Genomic DNA, 8118 nt, shown 5'->3' with positions numbered 1-8118 from the left:
AGCGCGCCCGAAGAGATTCGAACTCCCAACCTTCTGATCCGTAGTCAGATGCTCTATCCGTTGAGCTACGGGCGCATGTGTTCAGTTGTCTAGCGTGGCGGAGGCGAGAGGATTTGAACCTCCGGTCCCCGGTAAGAGGACAACTCATTAGCAGTGAGTCCCATTCGGCCGCTCTGGCACGCCTCCTTGGATTTCCTGAGGGTACCGGACCCACTTCGGCTCCTGGAACCGCCGCGGAGCACAGCGTACACAGCGCGGACATATGCTGTCGAAATGACTGCTCGCCTGCGTCCCGAATTGGCTGAGCTGCCAGCCTACGTCGAGGGCAAGACGGTGACGGGTGCGATCAAGCTGGCCAGCAACGAGACGGTCCACGGTCCGTTGCCCGGCGTGCAGGCGGCCATCGGCCGGGCGATGAGCATGGTCAACCGCTATCCGGACAACCACAACGCGGAGTTGAAGTCGCGGCTCGCACAGCATCTGAACGCCGCCGCCCGCGCGAGCTTCGCCGCGGAGCACATCGCCGTCGGCGGCGGCTCGGTGAATCTGTGCCAGCGGCTCGTCCAGGCCACCGCGTCCGTGGGCGACGAGGTGCTCTACGGCTGGCGCAGCTTCGAGATGTACCCGTTGCAGGTGCGGGTCGCCGGCGCGATCCCGATCGAGGTCCCGCTGCGCGACGAGACTTTCGACCTGTACGCGATGCTCGCGGCGGTCACCGACCGCACCCGGCTGATCTTCGTGTGCAACCCGAACAACCCCACGTCGACGGTGGTCGACCCGCGGGCGCTGGTCTCGTTCGTCGAAGCGGTGCCGTCGGACGTCCTGATCGCGATCGACGAGGCCTACGTCGAATACATCCGCGACAACATGGCACCCGACAGCCTCGCGTTGGTCCGCTCGCACAGCAATGTTGTTGTGCTGCGGACGTTTTCGAAGGCCTACGGACTCGCCGGTCTGCGGGTGGGCTATGCGGTCGGCGATCCGCAGGTGATCACCGCGCTGAACAAGGTTGCAGTTCCGTTCACCACGACCAACGTTTCGCAAGCCGCCGCGATCGCCTCGCTGGACGCCGCCGACGAACTGCTCGCCCGCACCGACGCAGTGGTCGGCGAACGCACCCGGGTCAGCGAAACGCTGCGGGGCGCCGGCTTCACCGTGCCGTCGTCGCAAGCGAACTTCATTTGGCTGCCACTGCAAATGCGCACCCTAGACTTCGTGGAACAGGCGGCCAACGCCCGGATTGTGGTCCGCCCGTACGGAACCGACGGCGTCCGGGTCACCATCGGCGCCCCGGAGGAAAACGACGCCCTGCTGCACTTCGCAACGGGCTGGATTTAGAGGAGCTGGCATGTCTGACGCTTTGGCCCGCAAGAAGTTCACCGAGTTCAAGGAGCGCACCGGCGATTTCACCGACGCCGAGCTCGACGACTATTGGGCGAGCCTGCAGCCGGCCACCATCGACGGCATGCTCGGCGAGTGGAAGGGCGGCGAGTTCGTCACCGGCCACCGGATGAACGGTCAACTCGAAAAGTCACGTTGGTTCGGCAAGACTTTCAACTCGCCGGCCGACGTGCAGCCGCTGGTGTGTCTCGACGAAGACGGCAACCGGTTCTCCAACGTCAAGATGGGCAAGGGCGAAGCCAGCCTGTGGCTGGAGGAGTTTCGCGGCGAAGTCACCGCGACGATGGTCTACGACGGCCAACCTGTCCACGATCACTTCAAGGCGATCGATGACGACGCGGTGATGGGCATCATGAACGGCAAAGGTGTCGTCGATGGCGGCAGATACTTCTACTTCTATCTGGAACGCGTCTAGTCCCGGGCCAGACCCGGATCGCGGCCGGTAAAGGCGATCAGCTGGTCGAGGGCGGATGCATCGTCGGGTACGGCGACCGGATCGTCGAAGCCCACCGTCGCGCGTGTCTGCGGCGAGATGACTTTCTTGGATAGTCCCAGCACATAATCGGCCAGCGGCTCGGCGACCTCGATCGGGTGCTTGGTCGCGGCCGCGTAATCCCAAGCGTGGACCAGGAATTCGAGCGACAAGATGCTGACCGCGAACGTGGCGGGTAGCTCATTGGGGCCGATGGTCACCGTGTCGTCCAAGCCGCGGCGGTGCCACGCGTCCAGCGCGGGCCGGGCCGCGCCGACGATCTGCCCCTCGACCGAGTCTCCGGTGTCGCGCTCCGGCAATTCCGCGCCCGCCGCGCCACCGAGCACGGCAATGGAGTTCATCAGGTGGTCGGTCAGCTGCAGCACGTCGTATTCCGAGCACGGAGTGGATTTCGACAGCTCGTCCCGCGAGATTGGATGCACCACGTGTTGCAGGACGCCCAGCGCCGCTTCTGCGCTGGCCAGCTCGTCGGTGGGTGGAGAGTCGGGGCCGGGCCGCAGGTCAGGAGACACGACGTCCACGGTACGGTCTCGACATGGGCCAGCCGTACGAATCCGTGACTGTCGAAACCAAAGACCACGTCGCGCAGGTGACGTTGATCGGACCGGGCAAAGGCAACGCGATGGGGCCGGCGTTTTGGTCGGAACTACCGCAGCTGTTCGCTGCGCTGGACGCGGACCCTGATGTGCGGGCCATCGTCATCACCGGGTCTGGTCGCAACTTCAGCTACGGCCTCGACCTGCCGGCGATGGGCGGGACGCTGGCCCCGGTGCTGGCCGACGGCGCGATGGCGGGCCCGCGCACCGAGTTCCACGCCGACGTGCTGCGGATGCAGAACACGATCAGCGCTGTCGCCGACTGCCGCACCCCGACCATCGCATCGGTGCACGGCTGGTGCGTCGGCGGCGGCGTGGACTTGATCTCCGCGGTCGACATGCGCTTCGCGAGCGCCGACGCGAAGTTTTCGGTGCGCGAGGTCAAGCTGGCGATCGTCGCCGACGTGGGCAGCCTGGCCAGGCTGCCGCTGATCCTTTCCGACGGCCACCTGCGCGAACTGGCGCTCACCGGTAAGGACATCGACGCGGCCCGCGCCGAGAAGATCGGCTTGGTCAACGACGTGTTCGCCGACGCCGACGCCACCCTGCAGGCCGCGCACGCCACCGCCGCCGAGATCGCCGCCAACCCGCCGCTGACTGTCCGGGGCATCAAGGATGTCCTTGACCAGCAACGGGTTTCGGCGGTGTCGGCGAGTCTGCGCTACGTGGCCGCGTGGAATGCCGCGTTCCTGCCGTCCAAGGATCTGTCCGAGGGCATCTCGGCGACATTCGCCAAGCGCCCGCCGCAGTTCACCGGGGAGTGACACGATTCGGCGCGCCCGCAGCGGGTAACCCTCGGCCATGGCTACCTACCGAGTAATCAATCCGCACGGCGACGTCGTCGACACCAAAGACATCGAGAGCGCCGAGGACGCGCATGCGTGGTTCGTCGACGCCAAGGCCGACAACTCCGAACTCGGCTGGCGGATGGAAGTCGAGGTCGACGGCGACTGGCGATTCTTCGACGACACCGAGGGCGACCGAGCCTGACGTTTGCCCGCCCGGCTCGCTGCACTCAGCGTCACGGATCGTTTTCGTCGTCTCCGTCGTCGCGTAGCAGTTTTTCGGGGTGGTGGTAGGTGTTGGTGCGGGGTTGGCCGTAATCCAGATGCGGCGGTGGGATCCATTCGGTCTCGCCGCGGTGGTTTTTGCGGGTGGTCCAGCCTTGTTCGGCGATGTTGTGTTGGGGGCCGCAGGCTAGGGTGAGGTCGTTGACATCGGTGGTGTGGGTTTTGGCCCAGGGGTCGATGTGGTGGACTTCGGTGAAGTAGCCGGGCACGTCGCAATTGGGAAACGAACAGCCACGATCCTTGGCGTACAACATGATTCGTTGGGCTGGTGAGGCTAGGCGTTTGGTGTGATACAGCGCCAGCGCTTTGCCTTTGTCGAAGATGGCCAGGTAGTGATGGGCGTGGGAGGCCAGCCGGATCACATCGGACATCGGTAGCAGGGTGCCGCCGCCGGTGAGCCCGCGCCCGGCGCCGGCCTCGAGTTCTTTGAGCGTGGTGGTGACGATGATGGTCGCCGGTAGCCCGTTGTGTTGACCCAGCGCGCCGGAGGCCAGCAGGGTGCGGGCGGCGGCGTTGAGGGCGTCGTGGTTGCGTTGGGCGGTGCTGCGGATGTCAGTACACGTATCCGGGGCAGCCAACTTCGCGAAGACGGCGTCGAGGGTGGCGCGGGCTTCGGGGGTCAAACACCCATTGATCGCTGACATCCCGGTCGAAACCCTGGCGGCCGATGGTGATGCCGCGCCGCCGGGCCCGGTCGTCGTCGGTGAAGTCGCCGTCGGGGTTAAGGCAGTCGGTGAGTTTGTCGGCCAGCTTGGCCAGCTCGTCGGGGCGATGCTGGCCGCCGAGGCGGGCCAGCTGCGCCTCGGCCTGCACCCGGGTGTCGATGTCGACGAACTCGGGCAGCCGGTGCATAAAACCGCGGATCACCGCGACGTGGGCGGTGCCGATATCGCCGGTGCGTTGGGCGGCAGCGGTGGCTTCGAGCACCGGCGGCAGCGGTTGGCCGGTCACCGCGGTGCGCTCGCCGAGATCGGCGGCCTCATGGATGCGCCGCGAGGCTTCGCCGCGGCTAATCCGCAAACGGTTGGCCAACGCCTGCGACAGGGTGCCGCCCAGCTCGGTCTCGTTGGCTTGCGCACCGAGCTGGTTGATCAACGGATGCTCAACGGCGGGCAGCTGGCGGCGGAAGGTTTCGCAGTGCCGGAGCACGGTCAGCCGCTCGGGGGTCGTCAGCGCGTCGAAGGACAACGCCAGCGCCCGGTCGAGGTCGGTCTGGAGTGCGGCGAAGACCTCCTCGATCTCTTCGGGGCTGCTCGAATGCATGTTCGAATTTTATCGATGCCCGACGACTAAAACACGTCCAGGTACCAGCGCCTGTGGATAAAGGCGCAACTGTGGATAACTCGCCCACCACGGCTGCACGTACCCTCGCATGCATGACCGACCAGGGTGACTCGCAGGGCAGGATTCGCGTCCCCGCCGACCTGGACGCCGTTACGGCGGTCGCCGACGAAGACCACTCGGAGATCGACCCCGCGGCCGTCGAACGGATCTGGCAGGCCGCCCGGCACTGGTATGAGGCGGGGATGCACCCGGCGATTCAGCTGTGCCTGCGCCACAACGGCAAGGTCGTGCTCAACCGCGCGATCGGCCATGGCTGGGGCAATGCCCCCACCGACTCGCCGGATGCCGAGAAGATCCCGGTAAAGACGGATACGCCGTTCTGCACTTACTCGTCGGCCAAAGCGATCACGGCGACCGTCGCGCACATGCTCGTCGAACGCGGGGCCTTCTCCCTCGACGATCGAGTTTGCGAGTACTTGCCCACCTACACCAGCCACGGCAAGGACCGCACCACGATCCGGCACGTGATGACGCACAGCGCCGGAGTTCCTTTCGCCACCGGACCGAAGCCAGACCTCAAACGGGCGGATGACCACGAATACGCGCAGGAACAGCTCGCCAAGCTGCGGCCGCTGTATCGGCCGGGGCGGATACATATCTACCACGCGCTGACATGGGGCCCGCTGATGCGCGAGATCATTTATGCCGCGACCGGCAAGGACATCCGTGAGATCCTGGCCACCGAAATACTCGACCCGCTGGGCTTTCGCTGGACCAATTTCGGTGTCGCGGAACAGGATCTCCCCCTGGTTGCGCCTAGCCACGCCACCGGCAGACAACTACCCGCCCCGATCGCAGCGGCCTTTCGCAGAGCGATCGGCGGAACGATGCACCAGATCATCCCGCTCACCAACACACCGATGTTTCTCACCACCGTGGTGCCGTCGTCCAACACAGTGACCACCGCCGACGAGATGTCCCGGTTTGCCGAAATATGGCGTCGCGGAGGTGAACTCGATGGCGTCCAGGTGATGCGCCCGGAAACGCTGCGCGCCGCGGTGCGTGAATGCCGCCGTCTACGACCGGATTTCGCGACCGGCCTGGCCCCAGCCCGCTGGGGCACGGGCTTCCAGCTAGGCACAAACAGGTTCGGTCCGTTCGGCCGCAACGCGCCTGCGGCTTTCGGTCACCTCGGGCTGGTCAACATCGCGATCTGGGCCGACCCCGAGCGCAGGCTGGCGGCGGGCGTGGTGAGCAGCGGCAAACCGGGCCGAGACCCAGAAGTCAGGCGCTACACCGCGCTCATGGATCGCATCGCGGCCGAGATACCGCGCGCCCGATAGACACAGATCGGTTGCGATTACGTCATTAGTCGGCACTCGTCTAGCATGTCCCACGCACGTTTGGCTGTGATTCGGGGGACTGTAAACAGATGGGTAGCTTGTCGATGTCCGGTGAAACCAGTAATTTGACACCGTTTTACGAAACGTCTCAATCGATCTACGACGTATCCGACGATTTCTTTGCGTTGTTTTTGGGTCCGACCATGGGCTACACCTGCGCCTATTTCGAGCGCGATGACATGCCCCTCGACGAGGCGCAGGTCGCGAAATTCGACCTGGCGCTGGGCAAGCTGAACCTCGAGCCCGGTATGACGTTGCTCGACGTCGGATGCGGGTGGGGCGGTGCGTTGGAGCTGGCGTTGCAGAAATACGACGTCAACGTCATCGGCATCACGCTGAGCCGCAACCAGCACCAGTACGCGACCGAGCGCCTGGCCAAGGTGTCGACGTCACGATCGGTCGAGGTGCGGCTGCAGGGCTGGGAGGAGTTCGACACCCCGGTGGACCGCATCGTGAGCATCGGAGCCTTCGAAGCGTTCACGAAGCAGCGCTACCCCGCGTTCTTCGAAACGGCGTATCGCGTGCTGCCCGCGGACGGCCGGATGCTGCTGCACACGATCCTGGGACATCGGCAAAGCTACTTCGCGCCGCACGGGATCAAGATCACGATGAACGATCTGCGGTTCATGCGGTTCATCGGGCAGGAGATCTTCCCCGGTGGCGAGTTGCCCGCGGATGACGACGTGGTGCAGTTCGCGACCGCGGCCGGTTTCGGCGTCGAGCGGGTTCACCTGCTGCGGCCGCACTACGCGCGCACGCTGGACATGTGGGCGGCCAACCTGGTTGCCCGGCGCGACAAGGCGATCGAGATCACGTCAGAGACCGTCTACGAGCGCTACCTGCGTTATCTGACCGGATGCGCGGATTTCTTCCGCCGCGACATCACCGACATCGGACAGTTCACGCTGGTCAAGTAGCGCTGATCGTCGCAGTAGCGGTGGCGGAGGGATGCCAGCAAAGTCGCACGGCGTGTCAGCCGACATGTCAGACTGACTGACGCTGCCCGAGTTGTAGCTCGGTTCAACGCGAGGCGATTTTTGACTGTCCACAGGCGGCTGCATGTCAGACCCGACGAACACTACTGGCGCTGAGGGCAACGATTCAGAGGCCGCCCTCGATTACGACGCGTTCCTCTCCTATGCTCACCGCGATCAGGAAGTCGCCGCTGCGATCCAAAAAGCCCTGCACAGTATCGGGCGTCGGCTGGGCCAACTACGCGCACTGAGAGTGTTCCGCGACACCACGAACCTCGAGGCCAATCCAGATCTCTGGTCGAAGATCACGACGGCACTCGACAGCGCCCGCTACCTGATCGTCGTGCTATCCCCCCAAGCAGCGGCATCGGTCTGGGTCGACAAGGAAGTCAGCTACTGGCTGGAAGGTCGCGGGCGCGAGCACCTGATGCTCGTTGTCGCAAAGGGTGATCTGCAGTGGGACGAAGCAGAGGCCCGGTTCGACCCACAGCAGTCGAACGCAGCTTTACCCGTTCTGACGCAGGGAGGCACGCTGGCGGCTGAGCCGCTGTACATCGACGTCAGCGACGATGCCCCGTGGGACTTTCGATCACAAATATTCCGGGACAAGCTCACTGCGCTGGCGGCGCCGATTCACGGCAAGCCGAAAGATGAATTGGCCAGCGATGATTTGCGTGAGCGGCAGCGATTCCGGCGTTTTCGGGCGGCAGCGATCGCCGGACTGGCGTTGCTGACGGTGATAGCCGTCGCCGCAGCGGTCATCGCCTTCGTGCAGCGCGGTGAGGCGGTGCGGCAGCGACACGAAGCGGTGCAGCAGCGACAGGAGGCCATTCGGCAGCGGGATGGGGCCACCGCTGAGAAGTTGACATCGCAGGCCCAAGCCATGCTCGCCGGCGC

General features: G+C 65.0%; 8 protein-coding genes, 2 tRNA genes and 1 pseudogene. 7 read left to right on the top strand and 4 right to left on the bottom strand.

The features are described from left to right. Positions 1-2: 2 nt before the first annotated feature. Positions 3-75: transfer RNA gene (locus tag WBF82_RS20055), tRNA-Arg, on the bottom strand. 20 nt (positions 76-95) lie between these two features. Beyond that, positions 96-186, bottom strand: a tRNA-Ser gene (locus tag WBF82_RS20050). A gap of 87 nt (positions 187-273) precedes the next feature. Between WBF82_RS20050 and hisC the strand changes: the two genes are divergently transcribed. Then, positions 274-1338, top strand: coding sequence for a histidinol-phosphate transaminase (hisC, locus tag WBF82_RS20045; RefSeq protein WP_424384682.1), 1065 nt, complete (start codon positions 274-276; stop codon positions 1336-1338). A gap of 10 nt (positions 1339-1348) precedes the next feature. Then, on the top strand, positions 1349-1816 hold the full coding sequence (locus WBF82_RS20040) for a DUF4334 domain-containing protein (RefSeq protein WP_424384681.1): 468 nt from the start codon (positions 1349-1351) through the stop codon (positions 1814-1816). On the opposite strand, the gene WBF82_RS20035 is transcribed toward WBF82_RS20040, so the two are convergent. Further along, a complete protein-coding gene (locus WBF82_RS20035; protein WP_424384680.1) occupies positions 1813-2406 on the bottom strand; it encodes a TIGR03086 family metal-binding protein in 594 nt (197 codons plus the stop codon). The two genes, WBF82_RS20040 and WBF82_RS20035, sit on opposite strands and share 4 nt — an antisense overlap. A 23-nt stretch (positions 2407-2429) precedes the next feature. Here WBF82_RS20035 and WBF82_RS20030 point away from each other — a divergent pair, with 23 nt between their 5' ends. Together WBF82_RS20030 and WBF82_RS20025 are read left to right on the top strand one after the other, a co-directional pair. Next, complete coding sequence (locus WBF82_RS20030; RefSeq protein WP_424384679.1) at positions 2430-3254, top strand: crotonase/enoyl-CoA hydratase family protein; 825 nt, start codon at positions 2430-2432, stop codon at positions 3252-3254. Positions 3255-3291: 37 nt separating this feature from the next. Next, entirely contained in the window at positions 3292-3480 is a 189-nt protein-coding gene (locus WBF82_RS20025; RefSeq protein ID WP_424384678.1) for a hypothetical protein, read from the top strand. A 31-nt stretch (positions 3481-3511) separates the two neighbouring features. Here the strand turns inward: WBF82_RS20025 and WBF82_RS20020 are convergent. Beyond that, a pseudogene (locus WBF82_RS20020) lies at positions 3512-4823 on the bottom strand (HNH endonuclease signature motif containing protein). A gap of 113 nt (positions 4824-4936) precedes the next feature. Between WBF82_RS20020 and lipE the strand changes: the two are divergent. The 3 genes from lipE to WBF82_RS20005 form a co-directional block, all read left to right on the top strand. Continuing rightward, entirely contained in the window at positions 4937-6187 is a 1251-nt protein-coding gene (lipE, locus tag WBF82_RS20015) for a lipase LipE (RefSeq protein ID WP_424384677.1), read from the top strand. Positions 6188-6291: 104 nt separating this feature from the next. Further along, complete coding sequence (locus WBF82_RS20010; RefSeq protein ID WP_424384683.1) at positions 6292-7164, top strand: cyclopropane mycolic acid synthase family methyltransferase; 873 nt, start codon at positions 6292-6294, stop codon at positions 7162-7164. Between the two features lie 142 nt (positions 7165-7306). Continuing rightward, on the top strand, positions 7307-8118 hold an 812-nt coding region (locus WBF82_RS20005), incomplete at its 3' end, for a toll/interleukin-1 receptor domain-containing protein (RefSeq protein ID WP_424384676.1).

It is taken from the genome of Mycobacterium sp., from assembly GCF_049673265.1.
GTDB lineage: Bacteria > Actinomycetota > Actinomycetes > Mycobacteriales > Mycobacteriaceae > Mycobacterium.
This window is presented reverse-complemented; position numbering and strand designations above follow the sequence as displayed.

Bases quoted from the DNA above. Each gene is read 5' to 3' on its own strand.
- WBF82_RS20010 (WP_424384683.1), top strand. From the start codon at position 6,292: ATGTCCGGTGAAACCAGTAATTTGACACCGTTTTACGAAACGTCTCAA.
- lipE (WP_424384677.1), top strand. From the start codon at position 4,937: ATGACCGACCAGGGTGACTCGCAGGGCAGGATTCGCGTCCCCGCCGAC.
- WBF82_RS20025 (WP_424384678.1), top strand. From the start codon at position 3,292: ATGGCTACCTACCGAGTAATCAATCCGCACGGCGACGTCGTCGACACC.
- hisC (WP_424384682.1), top strand. From the start codon at position 274: ATGACTGCTCGCCTGCGTCCCGAATTGGCTGAGCTGCCAGCCTACGTC.
- WBF82_RS20030 (WP_424384679.1), top strand. From the start codon at position 2,430: ATGGGCCAGCCGTACGAATCCGTGACTGTCGAAACCAAAGACCACGTC.
- WBF82_RS20040 (WP_424384681.1), top strand. From the start codon at position 1,349: ATGTCTGACGCTTTGGCCCGCAAGAAGTTCACCGAGTTCAAGGAGCGC.